Genomic DNA, 18596 nt, shown 5'->3' on the forward strand with positions numbered 1-18596 from the left:
TCGACGGTCTCAGGGGCTTCGGCCGGTGGCGCTCCGCTGCTGGCCGTCGCGGGGCTCGCCAAGGTCTATCCGACCGGCAAGAAGGCGCTGGGCGGCGTCGACGTCGTCATCGACCGACCGCAGCTTGTCGCGGTCATCGGCTCTTCCGGCGCCGGGAAGAGCACCTTCATCCGCTGCATCAACCGGCTGGTCGAGCCGACCGCCGGCAGCGTCCGGCTCAACGGCGAGGACATCGTCGCGCTCGACCGCAAGGGCCTGCGTGCCGCGCGCCGCCGCATCGGCATGATCTTCCAGGAATACAATCTGGTCGAGCGGCTCAGCGTCATGCAGAACGTGCTGTCCGGGCGGCTCGGCTATACCGGGCTCCTCGCCTCGCTGCGCTATCGCTTCCCGCCGGCGGACATCCAGGCAGCCTTCGCGCTGCTCGATCGTGTCGGGCTCGACGGCTACCACAACCAGCGCGCCGACGCGCTTTCCGGCGGCCAGCGCCAGCGCGTCGGCATCGCCCGCGCGCTGATGCAACGGCCGGACCTGCTGCTGCTCGACGAGCCGACCGCGAGCCTCGACCCCAAGACCTCGCGGCAGATCATGCGGCTCGTGCGCGAACTGGTCGCCGAACGGCAGACGCCGGCGATCATCAACATTCACGATGTTGCGCTCGCCCGCGCCTATGCCGACCGCATCATCGGCATGAAGGACGGGCTGATCGTCTTCGATGCCGAAGCCGCCGCACTGACCGATGCCGCCTTGACCCGAATCTATGGCGAGGAGGACTGGTCGAGCCCGCAGGAGGAGGACGAGGAGGCGGCTCCCGCCGCCGCCGCGGCCTCGCTGGGCGCGCTGCCATGACCACGGCGCCCGCCGCCTACCCGAGCAATTGGCGTGCGCCGAGCATCTTCGGTAGCCCCGGACGCCGCCTGGCGTTCTGGGCGTTGGTCGCTGCCTATCTCGTCTGGTCGCTCTCGACGCTCAACATCGACACCGCCCGCATTCTGGCCGGGCTGCCGCGAGCCTGGAATATCCTGGCACGGATGGTGCCGCCGGATTTCGGGCGCTGGCAGCTTCTGCTCACCGGCATGGTCGAGAGCGTGCAGATCGCCATCGCCGCAACCATCATCGGCGCCCTGCTCTCGATCCCGCTCGGCATCGCTGCGGCAGCCAATCTCTCCCCTCGCCCGCTGTATCTCGCTGCGCGCGGTTTCATCGTGGTCGGCCGCACCTTCCACGAGGTCATCATCGCGATCTTCTTCGTGAAGCTCTTCGGCTTCGGTCCAGTGGCGGGCCTGCTGACGCTCGCCTTCTCCTCGGCGATCTTCCTCGGAAAGATGCTGGCGGAGGACATCGAGAACATGAAGCCCGGTCCGGTCGAGGCGATCCGCGCCACGGGGGCGAGCTTCGGACAGACCTTCTTCTACGCCGTCGTGCCGCAGGTGCTGATCAAGACGCTCGGCGTGCTTATCTACCGCCTCGATTCCAACCTGCGCCATTCGACCGTGATCGGCATCGTCGGCGCCGGCGGCATCGGCCAGACGCTCTCCGCCTCGTTCTCGCGCTATGATTTCGACTTCGCCAGCGCGATCCTGCTGACGATCGCGGTGATGGTGGCCTTCGGCGAATGGTTCAGCGACTGGGCCAGGCGGAGACTGAGATGACGGCGCATCAGCAGCCTCCGCGCGGCGGCGCGCCTATGCGCGGCTATCCCGACCGTTGGGAGCGCTATTCGCCGCGCGAGCGCATCGTGCATTGGCTCTGGCTGGCCGGCATCGCCATCGCGGCCGCCTGGTCGGTCTCGGCGCTCGACATCGAATGGGCCTTCTTCGCCGACGCTCACGAGCAGGCGGCAGATCTGATCGCGCGGATGTGGCCGCCGCGCTGGTCCTATCTGCCGCGCATCGTCCAGCCGCTGATCGAGACGCTGCACATCGCCACGCTCGGCACGATGATCGCGATCGTCTTCGCCCTGCCGGTCGCTTTCCTCGCCGCCCGCAACACCACCTGGAACCAGGGAACCTGGCTGATCGGCCGCGGCATGCTCGTGCTGTCGCGCTCGATCAACACGGTCATCTGGGGGCTGGTTTTCGTCGCGATCTTCGGGCCGGGGCCGGTCGCCGGAATCTGCGCGGTCGCGGCACGTTCGGTCGGCTTCATCGCCAAGCTGGTCGCCGAGGCTATCGAGGAGGTCGATGCCGGCCAGATCGAGGCGGTGGAATCGACTGGCGCCAGCACGCTGCAGGTCTATGGCGTCGCCATCCTGCCGCAGATCCTGCCCGTCCTGATCGGCACCTCGATCTATCGCTGGGACATCAATGTCCGTGAATCGAGTGTGCTCGGCTTCGTTGGGGCGGGTGGCATCGGGCTGCTGCTCTACGCCTCGATCAACCAGTTCGCCTGGTCGCAGGCGATCGTCATCCTCATCGCGATCCTAGGCATCGTGATCATCAGCGAAGCGCTCTCGGCCCATGTCCGCTCCCGCATTGTCTGAGCCGCAGGCGCAGACCGTCCTTCTCGCCGGGCTGGCGGAGGTCGCGGAGCGCTACGACGGTTTCCTGCTCGATCAGTGGGGCGTGCTGCATGACGGCAGCAAGCCGTATCCACACGCCGTCGCCTGCCTCGAACATCTGCGGGCTGCCGGAAAAGCCGTCGTCATCCTGTCCAATTCGGGCCGCAGCGGCAGCGAGAACGAGGCCGTTCTCGCGAGCATGGGATTTGCGCGCCGGCTCTACGATCACGTCGCCTCTGCCGGAGACGATGCCCGCGACGCCCTGGCCTCGCGCAGCGAGCCCGCCTATCGCAATCTCGGCTCACGCTGCCTCCTGCTCGCCCGGCCCGGCGAGGAGCATTTGGCGAACGGGCTTGGCCTGACGCTGGTGGAGTCACCGGAGGAGGCTGATTTCCTCTTCGCGATGACCATGGATGCCGAGCGGCAATCCGTGTCCGGCTGGAAGCCGTTGCTCGTGCGGGCGTTGCAGCGTGGCTTGCCGATGATCTGCAGCAATCCCGATCGCCACCGGGTCCATGCCGATGGCAGCCTGCGCGAGGCGCCGGGACTGGTCGCACTTGCCTATGAGACCATGGGCGGCACCGTGCACTATCACGGCAAGCCACACCCGAGAATCTATGCAAGCTGCCTCCGGTCGACGGCTTTGCCGGCGAGCCGGCTTCTCGCGATCGGGGACTCGCTCGAGCACGACGTCGCGGGGGCGGCAAATGCCGGTATCGATGCCTGCTTCATCGCGGGGGGCATCCACAAGGATGATCTGAGCTGGTCGAAAGAGACGGAACTGGAAGCTGATAGTTGCGAAGCGCTCTTCGCCCAGGCGGCGTTCCGGCCGCGATATTGCCTCGCCGGCTTCGCCTGGTAGCGTCGCAGCTCCTCGACCCCGGCCAGCCGGTCAGGCGGCCGGGGATTTCACAGAACGGAGCTACTTCGCGGCGCTGGCGTAGGACTGCCAGCGCTTGAGAAACTCGTCGCGCTTGGCCGCGGCTTCATCCTCGTCGATGGCGAAGACCTTGACGCTGTCGATGGCGGGCAGCTCGACATGCTTGGAGACGTCGATGTCGCTGCGGCTCGGCCGGCGGAAGGCGTTCTCCAGCAGTGCGATCTGGGCTTCCTTCGACAGCATCAGATCATAGGCCGCCTTGGCGGCGGCACCGGCAGGCGCGCCCTTGACCAGAACCTGGAATTCAGGCGTCGAGAAGGTTCCCTCGGCGGGATAGAGCAGCGAGATCTCGCGCTGTCCGCCGGCGACATACGCATAGGCGTTCGACTCGAAGGTGAGGCCGATCGCGTATTCGCCCTGGCCGACGGCGCGCAGCACCGTCGAGGCGGCGCTGGAGACCGTCAGGTTGGTCGCGAGCGCCTTCAGGCCGTCCGATCCCAGAAGTTTGTCGACGCCCCAGAGGATCGTGTAGGCGGTCGAGCTGTTGGCCGGATCGGCGATGATGATCTTGCCCTTGAAGGCTGGGTCGAGCAGGTCCTTCCAGGTCTTCGGCGCCGGCTTGCCGCCGAGCTGGTTCTTGTTGACCATGGCCACGACGAGATGGACGTTCGAGGCGGTCCAGAGATTTTCGGGCTGGCGCAGCGCCGCCGGAATCGCCTTGGCTTCGGGCGAGGCATAGGGCTCGAAGAGCTGCTTGAAGGCGCCGAGCGTATTTGCGCTGGAGCTCCAGAACAGATCGGCCTGCGGCTTGGCCGCTTCCGCCTCGATGCGGCGCAGGAGCTGGCCCGAACCGCCGGTGATCGTGCTGATCTTGAGGTTGGGCTGCTTCTCCTTGGAGACGCCGAGCACGGCGTCGACCGCCTGGGCATTGTTGGAGGTGTAGAGCACCACGGTGCCCGACGCGCTCTGGGCCAGTGCCGGGGCGGCGGCCATGCCGGCAAGGCCGGCGAGCACGGTGCGGCGGTCGAACAGATGGGTCATGGTCGTTCCTTTCTCTCCGCCTTCCCCTCTGGACGCGGGCGGCAGGCGGCGCCGGCCCGGCCTTGTCGTTCGGTGGCGCCGCTCAGCTCTTCGACGAGAACAGGTCGATCTTGAAGACGCGGGTCGCGACGATGATCGGGATCAGGATCACCGCGACCAGCACGAGGCCATAGGCCGAGGCCGGCGCCATCAGGTTGGAGTCGATCAGCTTGTAGATCTGGATCGGCATGGTCTCGCGCCCGCCGGAATAGACGATGATCGAGGCCGAGAGCTCGGCGACGGTGGTCGTCCAGGTCAGCACCGCGGCGGCGGCGACGGCGGGCAGCATCAGCGGCAGCACGACCTTGAAGAAGGTCGCGACCGGCGGCACGCCGAGGCTGATCGAGGCTTCCTCGATCGAGTTCGGGATGTTGTAGAGCGTCGAGGAGGAGTTGCGGATGCCGAAGGGCAGCCGCCGCACGATATAGGCGAGCACGATGATGCTGGCCGTCCCGGTCAGCGGCAGGAAGCCGATGTTGAAGGACATGATCAGGCCGATGCCGATGATCGTCCCCGACAGGGCCAGCGGCAGCGCCGTCAGATAGTCGAGGGCCGGCGTCAGGATGTTGCGCTTCTTGACGATGAGGTAGCTGACGAGCGCGCTGAAGGTGATGCCGATAGCGGTGGCGGCGGCGGAGTAGAGCAGCGTGTTGATCACCGGGTCGGGCGCGATCCTGACCAATCGCTCGACATGGGCCGTGGTCCATTCGCCCCAGCGCATCACCGGGCCGCGCGAGACGGTGAAGGCGCCGGCGACGATCGAGCCGAGCGGCAGCAGCGAGACCACGACCAAGAGGCCGGCGAGCGTGCCGATGACAAGGCCCGGCACGCCTCGCAAGCGCTCGGATCGGGCGCCGCGGCCCTGTACCACTTCATGGCGGCCGCGCGCGACGATCCAGCGCTGGACGAAAAGCACGATCATGACGAGAGCGATCGAGACCGTCGCCAGCGTCGACTGCATCACGGGGTCGGAGCCGCCTTCGGCGACTGCCGCCTGATAGGTCAGCACCGAGAGCAACTGCACGCGGCTGCCGAGAATGGTGGCGGTGGCGAAATTGCCGACGACCAGCGTGAAGACCAGCAGCGCGCTTGCCAGCACGGAGGGCAGCACCACCGGCAGCATGACCTTGAAGCGCGACTGCGCAGGCGAGGTGCCGAGGCTCTGCGCGGCCTCTTCGAGCTGGACGTCGAAGCCGCGGATGGCCGCGAGCGTGCCGATATAGGTGTAGGTGTAGTAGGTGAAGGTCAGCACGGTGATCAGGCCGGGCCAGCCGTAGAAGCTCGGCATGTCGATGCCGCGCGCGCCCAGCCAGCGGGTGATGAAGCCGTTGTTGCCGAGCATCATCAGCCAGGTCTGTGCTGCGATGACCTCAGGGATCACCAGCGTGATCAAGGGCAGCACCGCGACGATCGGCTTGCCGGGAAAATCGAAGCGCGCCGTGAAATAGGCGAGCGGCACGCCGATCAGCGTTGTCGTGAGCGTCACGGCGACGCCCAGCACGATCGTGTTGGCGATGGCAGCAAAGTATTTCGGGTCGCCCGCGAGCGTTGCCCAACCGTTGCGGCCGCCGCTCCCGAGGCTACCGGTGAGCACGTTCAGGAGCGGATAGAGCAGGAAGACGGCCAGGATCGCCAGCGCCAGTGCCGAGAACCAGAACCAGACAGAGCGAAGCTGGTGGCTCATGACGCAAGCACCAGCGTGCGGGCGGGGTCGAAGCCGAGGCCGACGCTCGCGCCGGGCTCGAAACGGTCATGTGCACCGCTCTGAAGATCCACCGCCAGGACGCGGCCACTGTCGAGCGCGACCTTGTAGCTGGTCTTGCCTCCCAGATATTGCCGGTGTGCGATCCTGGCGGGCAAGGTGCCGGCGCTCCCGGGCTCCGCGAGCAGGATGTCCTCCGGCCGTGCCACGAGCGTCGCGCGGCCGGCCGCCACCGCCGCCGGCGCGCGCGCCGCGATGGCGGTGCCGTCGAGCGTAACGGGGCCGGTCTCACCCGCCAGCCGCGCCGGTGTCTCGATCTCGACCAGATTGGCTCCGCCGACGAAATCCGCCACATAGCCGGTCCGCGGCTCGCGATAGATCTGGGCGGGCGTGCCGGCCTGTTCGAGCCGGCCCTTGTTCATCACGCCGATGCGGTCGGACATGGCGAGCGCTTCTTCCCGGTCATGAGTCACGAAGACCGTGGTGATCTTCGCCTCGCGCTGGAGCTCGACAATGGTCTCGCGCACCTGCAGGCGCAGCTTGGCGTCGAGATTGGAGAGCGGCTCGTCCATCAGCAGCACCTGCGGCTGGATGACGAGGGCGCGCGCCAGCGCCACGCGCTGGCGCTGGCCGCCCGAGAGCGCGGCCGGATGGCGGCCACCGAGATGGCCGAGGCCGACACGTTCCAGAGCCGCCTGGACCTTGGTCTTGATGGAGGCTTCCGGCTGTCTGCGGGCGCGCAGGCCGTAGGCGACGTTGTCGAAGACCGTCTTATCTGGAAACAACGCATAATCCTGGAAGACCATACCGATGTCGCGCTTGTGCGGCGGCAGATGCGTGACCTCCGTGCCGCCGAAGCGCAGGTGCCCGCGCTCGGCCGGAACGAAACCCGCAATGGTGCGCAGCAGCGTGGTCTTGCCGCATCCGCTCGGGCCTAGCAGGGTGAAGAACGAGCCAGGCTCGATCGTCAGCCCGAGCCCGTCGATGACGCGCTGGCCGCCATAGGCGACGGCCAAGTCCTCGATTGCGATACCCATGTCTCCCCTCTCGAATGGAGGCTCCGGCGGATCGGCGCCGTCTCGGAGCGGTTCAGGCTAGTTCTGCATCGCTCTCCCGACGAGATTCAGCATCTCGCGATGGCGCTCGGGATCCCCTGCGGCCAGGATGCGTTGCCCCGTCTCGCGCGTGATCGGCCGGCCTTCCCAGTCGGTGATGACGCCGCCGGCACCTTCGATGATCGGGCGGCAGGGTGCGAAGTCCCAGAGCTTCAGGCCGGCATCGAAGGACATGTCGGTGCGGCCGCTCGCAAGCAGCCCGAAGCTCATGCATGCGCCGCCCCAGATCCTCCATGCTGTCGCTGCCCGCATGGCATCGAGCGCCGGGCGCTCCTCGTCGTTGAACAGATCGGGGTTGCTGGCGGACAGGATCGCCTCTTGCATGGAGCCACAGCGGCGCGTGCGACAGGGCCTGCCGTTGAACAGCGTCGGGCTTCCCCTCACCCCGACCCAGCGATCGCCGGTCGCCGGGTGGTCGATGATGCCGATGATGGGTTCGCCGGCCTGCATCAAAGCGATCAGCGTGCCGTAGACCGGCAGGCCTGCGATGAAAGCCGCGGTGCCGTCGATCGGATCGAGCACCCAGACATGCTCGGCGTCAGGGTTGGCCGGACCCTCCTCTTCGCCGAGGACGCCATGCGCGGGAAATCCGTCGGCCAGCATTTCGCGCAGCCTGCGCTCGATGCGGGCGTCGAGCGCCGTCACGAAGCTCTTGTCGGGCTTGACCTCGACGTCCGGGCGAACGGCGGCCGCCTCCCGGAGGATAGCCCCGCTTTCGGCTGCCATGCGGAGGGCAAAGGCCAGCCATTCCGCCTGATTGTTCTCGATCCGCATCCGCGTGCCCCCAAGCGCCTTTGAAGTCGGCTTAGCATTCGTGCGTATTTGTGGCAATGTGGGATTATGAGGTATTTTTTCAGGCGGCTGTTGCGCTGCTTTCACGAGCGGTGCAATTAACCGGTTCGGGGAGATGCATGGCATGTGGCAAGGGGAGAGAAAGCAGCGAATCCGCGCTCTGCTCGAAACGTTTGGCAGCGTTTCGGTCGAGCGGCTGGCCCACGAGTTCGGCGTCTCGCATGAATCGATCCGCCGCGATCTGGTGGCGATGGAGCAGGAGGGCAGTCTGCGGCGGGTCCATGGTGGGGCGATCAGCGTGACCACCGAACAGGATCCGTCCTACGGGGCTCGGTCCTCTGTCCGCCTGAAAGAAAAGCGCGCCATTGCTCTCGCCGCGATGGCCTTGATCAAGAGCGGGCAGACACTGTTCCTGGACGGGGGCACGACCACCGCGGCGCTGGCCGAGGAACTCAAGACCGTACCCGAGCTGAGCATCCTGACGAATTCCCTGCAGGTCGCGACGACGATGGCATCGACCCAGCAAAGGACCGGCAGCCGAGTCTTTCTGCTCGGCGGTTCGATCGTGCATGAGCTGCCAGAGACCGGCGGCGCATCGACGATCAATGACATCTATCGGTTCAAGGCAGACTTGGCTCTCCTGTCGCCCTTCGGCGTCGACATCAATGGAGCTGCGACGAATTTCTTCGAACACACCGGCGAGATCGCCCGGGCCATGGCGATCAATTCGGGAGGCGTGGTTCTGATCGCCGATCATTCGAAGATCGGCGTGATCAGCCGCGTCCGCTTCTGTGAGCTCGATCGCGTTTCCGCGCTGGTCACGGACAAGAAGGCCAGGGCATTGCCGGCACTGGCGGCCCTTTCGGGTGCAGTCGGGCGCGTTATCGTTGCTGACAGTTAGCGACGCACCGCTTCCTGTTCGCAATCCATTGTGTCTGCCCCGTCGGCGATGGGCCGCGCCCCCGTGATCCAAAAGAGCCGGGTCAGCGGGAATCCTGCGCGTTGTTGCGGTGGATAGCCCCATCCGCCGCTGAGGTATTGTCCTCAGGGACAATAGCGCCTGCCTCCCTTTCAGGCGCCATCTGACACTCCCCGATCAGCTGGCGCGGATCTGCCAGACCGGCAGACTTCCTTCGCCAGAGATTGCCTCTGCAAAAACTCGGTCGACGGAGGGCAAAATGAAGCTCCCAATCCTGTTGGCGGCGATTACGGCCGCGATGACTGCCGCAAGCACCGGAGAGGTCCGAGCGGCTGTCTATTGTCAGTACGTCGGCTACCCAGCGGGCTGCATCGCAAGGCCCGGTGTCGTGCTGCGTCCCAGGCCGGTTGCGCGCGCCGCAGTGGCAACCCCCGGTGTCGGTGCGCCGGGCGTCGGAGTGCGGCCCGGAACTCCCATGAATCGCGGTGGCCCAGTGAATCGAGCAGGTCGGCGCTGAGCATCCTCGCAACAGGAGGCCATCCTCATGTGGGTCCTGATGTACGTCTTCTCCTACTCAGTGAGCCCGATCGCCACGAGCGATCGGGCAGAATGGCGGCTTCTGCCCACCGTGGTCTTTCAGGAATTCACCAGCGAGGAGCGATGCAAGTCAGCGAAGTCAAAACTGGAGGACAGCCTGAAGGAGGCCGGAACCAGGCTCAAAAGCGCTCTCGATGAACTTCAGCTCGTTGGCAAGGTCGGGCCGAAGGAGATCATCGTCGCCTATAATGTGGAGTGCCTTCCCAAATAGGGCTGGCGGCGGCCTTGCTGACCTGGGAGAGGATGGATGCTGCAGATCGACCTTCTCCAAGACGAGGGAATCGTGACCCTGGCGCCTCACGGGCCCCTTGAGAAGGCAGACTTCCAACGGCTGTCCGAGGTTGTCGATCCTTACATCGCCGCCAAAGGGTCGCTCAAAGGACTGATGGTTGATGCCGCTTCATTTCCTGGCTGGGAAAGCATCGGCGCCCTCCTCTCCCATCTGGAGTTTGTGATCGGCCACCATCGCAAGGTCGAACGCGTTGCGATCGTTTCAGACAGCGAGCTTTTGAAATTCGCTCCCCACGTCGCGAGGCACATTGTGGCGGCCGAGATCCAACAGTTTTCAGCAAAAGAGAAAGCACGCGCGCTGGCTTGGCTGAAGGGCAACGCGGCCCAGGATCGTTAGCGAACGATCGCAGAAAGCGGTCGCTTCGATGATCGCCAGGCGCGCGTTGCGCTGCGCCGCGTGACTGAAGATCGACTTGCCTGGAGCGGACCATGCTACATGGGCGCATGGTCGCGCGCTTTACCCTTGTCGAGCTCACAACTGCCCAGCAGGAGATCAAGAAGAGCCGCTTCATTGCGGCTGCCGGTCCTGTTGCCGACGAGGCGACGGCGAAGGACTTCGTCGCAGCACACTCCGACCCCGCGGCAAACCACAATTGCTGGGCGTGGCGCTTCGGGCAGAGCTATCGCTTCAACGATGACGGAGAACCGAGCGGCACTGCGGGCAAGCCGATCCTCGCGGCGATCGATGGGCAAGGTCTCGACGGCGTCGCTGTCGTCGTCACGCGCTGGTTTGGCGGTGTCCTGCTGGGCAGCGGCGGATTGATGCGTGCCTATGGCGGTACGGCCGCCCTGAGCTTGCGCGCAGCCGAAAAGGTGGCGCTGGTCGAGTCCATCTCGGCGACGATCGCATGCGGGTTCGGCGACCTGACGCTCGTCCAGGCGCGGCTTGGTGCGTTTCCGGGCGTGCAGGTGCGCGACCAGGCTTTCACGGATACTGGCGCCGTATTGTCAGTGTCGGCTCCAAAAGCCGAGGCGGATGGCGTGGCTCGACTGGTGACGGATCTGACCAGCGGACGCGCGATCATCAGGTGGGACGAATAGCGGCAAAGCTCGCTGGACCACCGCTTCATCGACGGATTTCCGGAGAGATCGAGCGGCCAAAATTCAGGCTTTCGTCCATACGCTGCGCCGGCAGGTCATTCCGCACGGCCTGCGCGTCGGGGCGATCCCGCCCGGCCCCGTCGTGACGGCCCTGATCGCCGACTGGCCCCAGGATAAGCTCGATGCCGAGCGCGCTCGCGGCGGCCTGATCTAAGCGGAAGAGGTGGCTGAAGCCGTGCATTTCATGCTGACGAGGCCCCGCAACGTCACGATCCGCGACCTCGTCATTCTTCCCCAGAGCACCGACCTCCAAGGGAACGCTTTGCCCGTTCCGCCACCGAATTGGAGGGCGGTGTGGAGCGCGGGACGGTGGAGGCCGGCAATCCGCCGGCATCGAGCTCACTGAGACTGGACGACCTCGCGCGCCGCAGCCCTGACCCCATCCAAGGTTCGGTCAACGATCTCGCCGTCGTGCTCCGACGACACGAACCAGGCGCCGCGTTCCAGCACGCGCACGCCGCGCTTGAGGAGCGCATGAGCGAAGCGGCTATAGGCGGCCTTGTCCGCGCGCGCGACGTCACGGTAATTCCGCGCCCGGCCGTCCAGTCCGAAAGCGACGTGGAACATCAGCGGGAAACCGGCGACCTGCGCCTTGATGCCCTCTTCCGCCAGGATCGTGCGGATGCCGTCCTGCAGGCGCTGGCCATGGGCGGAGCTGCGCTCGTAATGCTCCGGCGTGAGCGCCTTCTGCGTCGCGACAAGAGCCGCCATCGCGATCGGCTGCGCGTTGAAGGTGCCGCCATGGAGCACGCCATCGGCGAACAGATCGAGCAGATCGGCGCGCCCGGCCACCGCCGCGACGGGAAAGCCGTTGGCGATCGCCTTCGCCATGATCGTCAGGTCCGGCGTCACGCCGAAACGTTCCTGCGCCCCACCCCGGCCGAGCCGGAAGCCGGTGATCACCTCGTCGAAGATCAGCAGCGCGCCATGCTTGCGGCAGGCGGCGAGGGCGCCCTCAAGATAGCCCGGCGCGGGAGCGATGGCGCCCTGGTTGCACATCGCCGGCTCCATCAGAACGGCGGCGACATCGCCCTTTGCGAGCCGCTTCTCCAGCGCAGCAAGGTCGTTCCAGCCGAGGATCGAGAGCCCCTCGCCCGCCTCTGGGTCCTGGCCCTTGCTGCCGATCACCGGCGTCGGCGCCTCTTCCGGGCCGGCGGCGTTCAGCCCCGGCGCGGTCGACCACAGGATGTTGTCGAACCAGCCGTGATAATGCCCCTCGAACTTCACGATGGTGCGCTTGCCCGTGGCGGCGCGTGCCAGCCGGATCGCTGCCTGCGCCACTTCCGAGCCTGACGAGCCGAAACGCAGCCGCTCGGCCGAGCGGATGCGCTCGCAGATCAGCTTCGCGGCCTCGTATTCGATCGGCGCCTGGCCGGCGAAGAGGATGCCCTTTTCCGCCTGCCGCTGCACGGCCTCGATCACCGTTTTCGGCGAATGGCCGAGAACGGTCGCGCCCATGCCGCAGTAGTAGTCGATGATCCGATTGCCATCGACATCGATCAGATAGGCGCCCTCGCCGCGCTCGAAGACCAAGGGCCCAGGGGCCATGCCGAGCCGGAAGTTGCTGTTCACGCCGCCGGCGACGAAGCGCGCATTCTCCGCGATCTGCCGGGCTGATTCCTCGAAGCGCAGTGTCCCCGCCTGCTGGGTGCCGTTACCTGCCACGTGCGTTGCCTCCGCTGTTGTTGGCTCGACCTCACCAGACCGACCTCACCGTGTAAAGGAACGTCGGTTTCGTGTTGCGGAATTCATTCGCGCCCGCTATGCGGCCTTGTCCCCTCGCAAGGAACGCAGCCGCCATGACCAAGAAAGCCGACAACCCTTACGTCGTGCAGCCGGTGATGAAGGCGCTGAAGGTGCTGGAACTGGTTGCCCGCCACGGCCATGAGATCGCGCTCACCGCCGTCAGCAAGGAGCTGCGGATTCCGAAGACGACGACCTTCCGCTATCTGCAGACGCTGACGGCAGCCGGCTTCCTCGACCACAACCGCACGAGCGACCGCTACAATCTCGGCCCGCAGCTGCGCGCCATCGCCCGCGCCGATGCCAGCGTCAGCAAGGTCCGCGAGCTCGCCCGGCCGGCCATGATCGAGCTGATGCACGAGTTCAACGAGACGGTGAACCTTGCCGTGAAGGGCAACGGCACAATCGTCTATATCGACCTTGTCGAAGCCAACCGTTCGCTCAGAATGCAGGCGCGCATCGGCGACAGCCATCCGATGCATTCCACCGCCCTCGGCAAGGCGATCCTCGCCTTCCTTCCCGACGCGGAGCGTCAGCGCCAGCTCGACCTGCCGCTGACGGAGCGCACCGGCCGCACCCTGCTCGAGCGCGAGGAGATCGAGCGCCAGCTTCGGCAGGTCAAGCGCACCGGCTATGCCACGGAAATGGGCGAGAACGAGGACGGAGCGATGTGCGTCGGCGCGCCGATCCTCGACGAGGACGGTTATCCGGTCGCGGCACTGTCCATCTCGGCGCCCTTGATGCGCATGCCGCATTCGCTGGCGGCCAAGGCCGGCATGCGCCTGCGCGAAGTCGCAGCCGGCATCTGCGCCCAGCTCGGCTCGCATCCCACCGCCCCGGCGCGCTGAGACCGCACTCATCGGTATTCGATCCGCGGGTCGATCCAGGCGTAGAGCATGTCGACCAGAAGGTTGATCAGCATATAGGCGACCAGGATCACCAGGATGCAGCCCTGGATCAGCGGATAGTCGCGTGTGCTGATCGCCTGGATGAGGAGCCGGCCAAGGCCGGGATAGGTGAAGACCGCCTCCGTCACCACGGCACCGCCGATGAAGTTGGCCATCATCAGTCCGACGATGGTCACGAAGGGCAGCATCGCATTGCGCATGATGTGCAGGCCAACGATGCGGTTCTCAGGCACGCCCTTGGCACGGGCGGTGCGGACATAATCGGCCCGCGCCTCCCCGATCAGCGAAGCCCGCAGGAACCGCGCCAGGATGCCGGAAACATAGGTGCCGAGGGTGAGCGCCGGCAGCGCCAGACTGCGCAGCGCATCGAGCGGTGACTGCCAGAGCGGCACATGGCGCGAGGCCGAGGGCAGCCACCTGAGCTCGACAGCGAAGAGCAGGATCAGCAGGATGCCGAGCCAGAAGGTCGGCACGCCCAGCGCCAGCGCACTCCAGCCGCTGAGCAGCCGGTCGAGCCAGGAGTTCGGCTTCACTGCGCTGGCAATCGCAACCGGGATGCCGATGGCGAGCGCCACCACGATCGCCGTCAGCGCGAGCTGCAGCGTCGCTGGCAGCCGTTCCCCGATGAGCTGCAGCACCGGCTGGCGGCTGTGCAGCGACAAGCCGAAATCGCCTGTGGCTGCCCGGCTGAGCCAATCGAGATACTGGACGACCATCGGCCGATCGAGCCCGTAGCGCTGGATCGCCGCCGCGATCTCCTCCTGCGAGGCGTTCTCGCCGACGATGACCGCAACCGGCCCGCCGGGCACCGCGTAGATCATCGCGAAGATCGCGAAGGAAGCGAGCAGCAGCACCGGCAGCATCTGGGCGAGACGGCGCAGGACATAAGCCGTCATCGCCGCCCCCCGATCGTCACGCCGGACGCATCCGTCTCGTCGCGGTCGAGGAGCGCGGTCAACGCCCGGCCAATCGTGTCGAAGGACAGGATCGTCAGGGTCAGCACAAGGCCGGGCAGCACCGCGTAGGTCGGCGCCTCGTAGAGATAGGATTTGCCGGTACGCAGCATCTCGCCCCAGCTCGGCGTCGGCGGCGGCACGCCGACCCCAAGGAAGGCGAGCGCAGCCTCGAGCAGGATCGCGATCGAGGCCAGGACGACCACCTGAACCACCAGCGGACTCAAGGCATTGGGCAGGATCGTTCGAAACATGATGTAGCCCGGCCGCCCACCAAATCCGCGCACCGCCGTGACGAAATCGAGCTGGCGCAGCGCCATCACCTGCGCCCTGGCGATGCGGGCGAAGCCCGGAATGCCGGCGACGCCGACCGCGATCAGCGCCGCCCCCTGGCTGCGCCCGAGCACCGCGATCAGCGCCATCGCGAAGAGGATATTCGGCAAGGCGAGCAGCACGTCGATGCAGCGCATCAGCAGCGAGTCGCGCCAGTCGCCGTAGAACCCGGCGACGAGCCCGATGGGCACGCCGATCAGCGCCGCGATGAAGACCGCCCCGAAGGCTGTGACCAGCGAGGTGCGTGCGCCGTAGATGACGCGGGCGAGGATGTCGCGGCCGAGTTCATCCGTCCCGAACCAGTTCTCGGGCGAAGGCGGCTTCAGCGAATCCGCGATGCTCTGTGTGAGCGGGTCGAGCGGCAGGAAATCGGCGAAGAGCGCCGCAAGCGCTACCAGCACGAGGAAGGTCACGCTCACTGCGGCGCCGCGCCGCGCGAGCAACCGGCGCAGCAGCCGACCCAGGGATGCGAAGGCCTCACTCATGCAGCGACGCCGCGCTCCCGCACGACGTCCCTCACGCCTGTCCGGCTCATTTGAAGCCGATGGTGCGCGCGACGAAGAGGTTGTCGATGTCGAGCGTCACCCCGCCAACCTTCTCCGAAGCGACGATCAGGCCGACATCGTAGGAGTTGGTCGGAACCCCGAAGGCCTCATCCACCAGCACGCGGTTGAGGTTGTCATAGGCCGCCTTGACCTCGGCCTCGCTGCCGGCCGCGCCATCCACCTTCGCGATCGCCGCAACATAGTCCAGGTGCGGATGCGGGTCCTTGAGGATCGGATTGCCCGAGGTGCGGTAGATCGAGTTGGTCGTGACGCGCGACGGAAATTTCTGGACATTGCCGACCGCGCCGAAGGTCGCCGCGAAATCGCCACCGAGCAGCGCGGTGACGTATTCGGCGCCCTGGCGCATGTCGAGTTCGATCGGGATTCCGACCTTCTGCAGCGAACCCTGCACGATCTGGCTGATGGCGACGGAGGATTCGTCGCTGCCGTTCACCAGCAGCTTCCAGCCCTTCATCTCGTCGGCGGAAAGGCCGGAAGCGGCGATCAGCTTCTTCGCCTTGTCGAGATCGTAGGCATAGGTCTTGGTATAGCTGTCGTCGAAGGCCGGGCTCGCCGGCGCCCAGGGCAGCGCCACCACCTTGCCCATCCCAGCATAGCCGACGCGCAGGATGCTCGCCCGGTCCATCAGATGGTTGAAGGCCTGCCGGAACGCCTTGTTGCGGAAGGGGCCGCGCGTCGAGTTGATGCGGAAGACCTGCACCAGCGGTCCCGGCCCAGCGAAGACCTGGAAACCGGCATTCTTGAGCCTGACCGCGCTGCGCGACGAGCCGTTATAGACGATATCGACCGCGCCCGATTCCAGCGCCGCGCTCGCCGCGGCGTCCTCGCTAAACACGGTGAAGACGAGGTCCTGCGCGATCGGCTGCTTCTCGCGCCAGTAGTTCGGATTGGCCTTGAGCGTCAGGCTTTGGCCGACGGCGCGGTTGACCAGCGTGTAGGGCCCGGTGCCGGCCGGCACGGTCTCGACCGTCTCGATGCCCTTGGGGTCGATCGGCAGCAGGAATTGCAGGAGGTCGAGGATCTGGCGTTCGGGCACAGGCGCCTTGAAGTTGATCGTGACCGTGCGCTCATCCGGCGCCGACCAGTCCTTGACGATCGACATGGTCGCGAAGACGTTCTTGCCGCGCTTGGGGTCGGCGCCCTTCTGCAGGGTTGCGACCACGGAGTCGGCCTTGAACGGCGTGCCGCTGTGGAAGCTCACGCCATCGCGCAGCTTCAGCGTCACCGATTTCTTGTCCGGGGCGATGGTCCACTCCGTCGCCAGACTCGGCTCCGGCTTTCCCTCCGGCGTGTACTCGATCAGGCTGTCATAGAGGTTTTTGATGACGTGGAAATTGACCGTCGAGAGCTGCTGCGGATCGTAGTTCGCCAGCTCGCTCAGCACGGCCACGCGCAGCGCCCCGCCCTTGAGTTGCTGGGCGGCGGCGGGCAGAGCTCCCGCCAGAGGGGCCGCCGCCGCGAGGGCAAGGCCGGTCATGCAGAATTGACGTCGCGACAGCTTTGTCATCGCTTTCCCCTCTCGTTTTGGTTTTCAGTCGCCGTTCAAGCCGTCCCCGCTCCCGGCTGGGACGAATGCGCCCGCCAGTCGCTTATTGTCTCCAAAGGATAGACCGGGCGCGGAATCCGCTGCCACGGCAAGGTGAACACGTCGGACTGCCCCGGCCCGCGCGTATCGGCACGGACCAGCCCGGAGGCGACACGATCGAAATACTGGAAGTTCGAAGCTGTCTTGAGCACGGCCATCTTGTACTCGGAGAGGTCGATGCCGAAGGCCTCGTAGACATCCGGCACATTGCCCGCGACGCCGCGCAGTTCCGAGATCAGTAGCGTCACCGGCCCGACATCGAAGACGGCGACGCGGCCCATATCGACTTCGGTCTGATGGTTGAATTTGAGCGGGATCGCCCCGCTTCCGAGTTTCCGGACCCGTCCCGTCACCGTGAGCGGCTTGAAGAAGGCAGTGGCGGCATCGCCCCCCAGCGGCAGGGTGACCTGCGCGCCCTCGCCCGCTGCGGTCAGCACCGCGACCGCCGCGGGCGAGATCAGCGGGATCAACGCCTTGTTCTTGATGCCGAGCCGCAGCATCGCTTCCAGCAGCAGGTTGCTGTCTCCCGCCGCCCCGCCGAAGACGGTGTCGCCGGTGTCGCTGAGCACAATCATGCCGCGCTCCGCCGCATCGGCCTTGCGCACGGCATCGTCCACCGAGACGGCCTCGCGGATCTGGAAATCGTCGCGCATCGACCAGGCGAGATCGGCAAGTTCGTCGGCCAGCTTCTCGGCCAGCGCCTGGTCGCCATCGGTGACGACGATGGTCGACCAGCCGCCTTCGGCGACGTCGAGCCAGGGCTGCATCGGATAGTTCGAGGCCTGCAGCACGCGCCGGTCGGCCTCGAGCGCCCGCGCGCGGTCGAACCAGAGCTTCATCGGCCCCTTCGAGGTCAGGAACTGTTCCTGATGCGAGAGCAGCGGGATCTTGCGCCAGGCCATCACCGGCTTCGCCTTTTCCCGCAGGATGCGCAGCAGCACCTCGGTGCCGACCTTGCCGGTGTCGAACACGTCATGCGGCTGGGTGCGGTGCCCGACGATGGCCGTGCAATTGGCCATGATCTTGTGGGTGACATTGGCGTGGTGATCGAGCCCGAGCAGGATCGGCACGTCAGGCCCGAGGATTTTCCGGCAGAGCTCTGCCTGCTCGCCTTCGACATCGTCGATGCCCTCGGCCGCGCAGGCGCCGTGCAGCTGCAGGACGAGGCCGTCGATCGGCCCGGCGGTTTCGAGTCCAGCCCGGATCTTCGCCTGGAAGTAGTCGAAGGCTTCGCGCGAGATGCGGCCGCCCGCCACCGCCCAGGCCCGAATGATCGGGACCGTCTCGATGGCGAGACCGGACTCCTTCGCTGCTGCGTAGTGACCGCCGATCTGGCCGATCTCGCTGAAATGCCGGACGATCTCCTCGCCCTCATAGATGCCGAAGGCCTCGAAATCGGCCAGCGTCGTCAGCACCGGATTGAAGTCGTTCGTCTCCTGGACGATGTGGATCAGAGCCAGACGCACTGCGACCTCCCGGAAAGCGACTTCGAGTGCCCGTGGAACGGGTGAGACGAACCGTCAGCATCGCG

19 protein-coding genes and 1 pseudogene are annotated in these 18596 nt (G+C 66.2%); 11 read left to right on the forward strand and 9 right to left on the reverse strand.

Annotation, left to right across the window (positions count from 1 at the left end; genetic code table 11):
* Positions 1-36: 36 nt before the first annotated feature.
* From phnC to AC1DIN_RS12850, 4 genes are read left to right on the forward strand one after another with little or no spacing between them, the layout of a single operon-like run.
* Positions 37-849, forward strand: a complete 813-nt coding sequence (gene phnC / locus AC1DIN_RS12835; RefSeq protein ID WP_476810271.1) for a phosphonate ABC transporter ATP-binding protein — start codon at positions 37-39, stop codon at positions 847-849.
* The gene (phnE, locus tag AC1DIN_RS12840) at positions 846-1652 is read left to right on the forward strand and encodes a phosphonate ABC transporter, permease protein PhnE (RefSeq protein ID WP_476810097.1); all 807 of its coding nucleotides are present in this window, start codon (positions 846-848) and stop codon (positions 1650-1652) included. The genes phnC and phnE (AC1DIN_RS12840) overlap by 4 nt, the downstream gene beginning before the upstream one ends.
* On the forward strand, positions 1649-2482 hold the full coding sequence (phnE, locus tag AC1DIN_RS12845; RefSeq protein WP_441470460.1) for a phosphonate ABC transporter, permease protein PhnE: 834 nt from the start codon (positions 1649-1651) through the stop codon (positions 2480-2482). The genes phnE (AC1DIN_RS12840) and phnE (AC1DIN_RS12845) overlap by 4 nt, the downstream gene beginning before the upstream one ends.
* On the forward strand, positions 2460-3362 hold the full coding sequence (locus AC1DIN_RS12850) for a TIGR01459 family HAD-type hydrolase (RefSeq protein ID WP_441470461.1): 903 nt from the start codon (positions 2460-2462) through the stop codon (positions 3360-3362). Before phnE (AC1DIN_RS12845) ends, AC1DIN_RS12850 begins: the two co-directional genes overlap by 23 nt.
* Positions 3363-3422: 60 nt before the next feature.
* On the opposite strand, the gene AC1DIN_RS12855 is transcribed toward AC1DIN_RS12850, so the two are convergent.
* The 4 genes from AC1DIN_RS12855 to AC1DIN_RS12870 all read right to left on the reverse strand — a co-directional run bounded on the left by AC1DIN_RS12855 (position 3423) and on the right by AC1DIN_RS12870 (position 8051).
* Positions 3423-4421 carry an extracellular solute-binding protein gene (locus AC1DIN_RS12855; RefSeq protein WP_476810098.1) on the reverse strand — a complete coding sequence of 333 codons (999 nt, stop codon included), beginning with the start codon at positions 4419-4421 and terminating at the stop codon, positions 3423-3425.
* An 82-nt stretch (positions 4422-4503) separates the two neighbouring features.
* Positions 4504-6144, reverse strand: a complete 1641-nt coding sequence (locus AC1DIN_RS12860) for an ABC transporter permease (protein ID WP_476810099.1) — start codon at positions 6142-6144, stop codon at positions 4504-4506.
* The gene (locus AC1DIN_RS12865; protein ID WP_476810100.1) at positions 6141-7199 is read right to left on the reverse strand and encodes an ABC transporter ATP-binding protein; all 1059 of its coding nucleotides are present in this window, start codon (positions 7197-7199) and stop codon (positions 6141-6143) included. The genes AC1DIN_RS12860 and AC1DIN_RS12865 overlap by 4 nt, the downstream gene beginning before the upstream one ends.
* Before the next feature lie 57 nt (positions 7200-7256).
* Positions 7257-8051 (reverse strand): inositol monophosphatase family protein, encoded by a 795-nt coding sequence (locus tag AC1DIN_RS12870; protein ID WP_441470465.1) that lies wholly within the window; start codon positions 8049-8051, stop codon positions 7257-7259.
* 142 nt (positions 8052-8193) lie between these two features.
* Here AC1DIN_RS12870 and AC1DIN_RS12875 point away from each other — a divergent pair, with 142 nt between their 5' ends.
* The 6 genes and pseudogenes from AC1DIN_RS12875 to AC1DIN_RS12900 form a co-directional block, all read left to right on the forward strand.
* Positions 8194-8970, forward strand: a complete 777-nt coding sequence (locus AC1DIN_RS12875) for a DeoR/GlpR family DNA-binding transcription regulator (protein ID WP_476810101.1) — start codon at positions 8194-8196, stop codon at positions 8968-8970.
* A 277-nt stretch (positions 8971-9247) separates the two neighbouring features.
* Positions 9248-9505, forward strand: a complete 258-nt coding sequence (locus AC1DIN_RS12880; RefSeq protein ID WP_441470466.1) for a hypothetical protein — start codon at positions 9248-9250, stop codon at positions 9503-9505.
* A 27-nt stretch (positions 9506-9532) separates the two neighbouring features.
* Entirely contained in the window at positions 9533-9796 is a 264-nt protein-coding gene (locus AC1DIN_RS12885; RefSeq protein WP_441470467.1) for a hypothetical protein, read from the forward strand.
* 36 nt (positions 9797-9832) lie between these two features.
* Positions 9833-10213: a SpoIIAA family protein gene (locus AC1DIN_RS12890; RefSeq protein ID WP_476810102.1), complete on the forward strand. Its 381-nt coding sequence runs from the start codon at positions 9833-9835 to the stop codon at positions 10211-10213.
* Positions 10214-10320: 107 nt separating this feature from the next.
* Positions 10321-10917 carry an IMPACT family protein gene (locus AC1DIN_RS12895; protein ID WP_476810103.1) on the forward strand — a complete coding sequence of 199 codons (597 nt, stop codon included), beginning with the start codon at positions 10321-10323 and terminating at the stop codon, positions 10915-10917.
* Between the two features lie 61 nt (positions 10918-10978).
* Positions 10979-11227: pseudogene (locus AC1DIN_RS12900) on the forward strand (glucose dehydrogenase); the annotation flags it as partial.
* Positions 11228-11316: 89 nt separating this feature from the next.
* Here the strand turns inward: AC1DIN_RS12900 and AC1DIN_RS12905 are convergent.
* Positions 11317-12642, reverse strand: a complete 1326-nt coding sequence (locus AC1DIN_RS12905) for an aspartate aminotransferase family protein (RefSeq protein WP_476810104.1) — start codon at positions 12640-12642, stop codon at positions 11317-11319.
* 134 nt (positions 12643-12776) lie between these two features.
* On the opposite strand from AC1DIN_RS12905, the gene AC1DIN_RS12910 reads away from it, so the two are divergent.
* Complete coding sequence (locus AC1DIN_RS12910; protein WP_476810105.1) at positions 12777-13568, forward strand: IclR family transcriptional regulator; 792 nt, start codon at positions 12777-12779, stop codon at positions 13566-13568.
* 8 nt (positions 13569-13576) lie between these two features.
* Here AC1DIN_RS12910 and AC1DIN_RS12915 read toward each other — a convergent pair whose 3' ends face one another.
* Genes AC1DIN_RS12915 through AC1DIN_RS12930 form a run of 4 tightly spaced genes read right to left on the reverse strand, consistent with a single transcriptional unit; the run spans position 13577 to position 18531 of the window.
* Positions 13577-14524: an ABC transporter permease gene (locus AC1DIN_RS12915; protein WP_476765172.1), complete on the reverse strand. Its 948-nt coding sequence runs from the start codon at positions 14522-14524 to the stop codon at positions 13577-13579.
* Positions 14521-15399 (reverse strand): ABC transporter permease, encoded by an 879-nt coding sequence (locus AC1DIN_RS12920; protein WP_476810106.1) that lies wholly within the window; start codon positions 15397-15399, stop codon positions 14521-14523. The genes AC1DIN_RS12915 and AC1DIN_RS12920 overlap by 4 nt, the downstream gene beginning before the upstream one ends.
* 46 nt (positions 15400-15445) lie before the next feature.
* On the reverse strand, positions 15446-16987 hold the full coding sequence (locus AC1DIN_RS12925; protein WP_476810107.1) for an ABC transporter substrate-binding protein: 1542 nt from the start codon (positions 16985-16987) through the stop codon (positions 15446-15448).
* 35 nt (positions 16988-17022) lie between these two features.
* A complete protein-coding gene (locus tag AC1DIN_RS12930) occupies positions 17023-18531 on the reverse strand; it encodes a M81 family metallopeptidase (protein WP_476810108.1) in 1509 nt (502 codons plus the stop codon).
* Positions 18532-18596 lie beyond the last annotated feature (65 nt).

The sequence above is a fragment of the Allobosea sp. 05T438 genome (assembly GCF_056396025.1).